Here is a 253-nt window from a genome sequence, read left to right on the forward strand (position 1 = left end):
GCTGGCTGGAACATGCCGGGCCACGCAAGGCCGGCGTTGTATCGGCACTGTGCTGGTGCGGCGGCCTGTTGATCTCGGCATTGGGTATCTATACCCACCAGATCTGGCTGATGTGGATCGGCTCCGGCGTCATTGGCGGTATTGGCCTGGGTCTGGGTTATATCTCGCCGGTATCGACGCTGATCAAGTGGTTCCCGGACAAGCGCGGCATGGCCACCGGCATGGCGATCATGGGTTTTGGTGGCGGCGCGAT

The 253-nt window shown here is 62.1% G+C and carries 1 protein-coding gene; it reads left to right on the forward strand.

The annotated features are described in order from the left end of the window. A partial coding sequence (locus tag AC0L3U_RS39830) for an MFS transporter (RefSeq protein WP_473365186.1) occupies positions 1-253 on the forward strand: 253 nt, incomplete at both ends.

The organism is Bradyrhizobium sp. Kon69 (assembly GCF_055807515.1).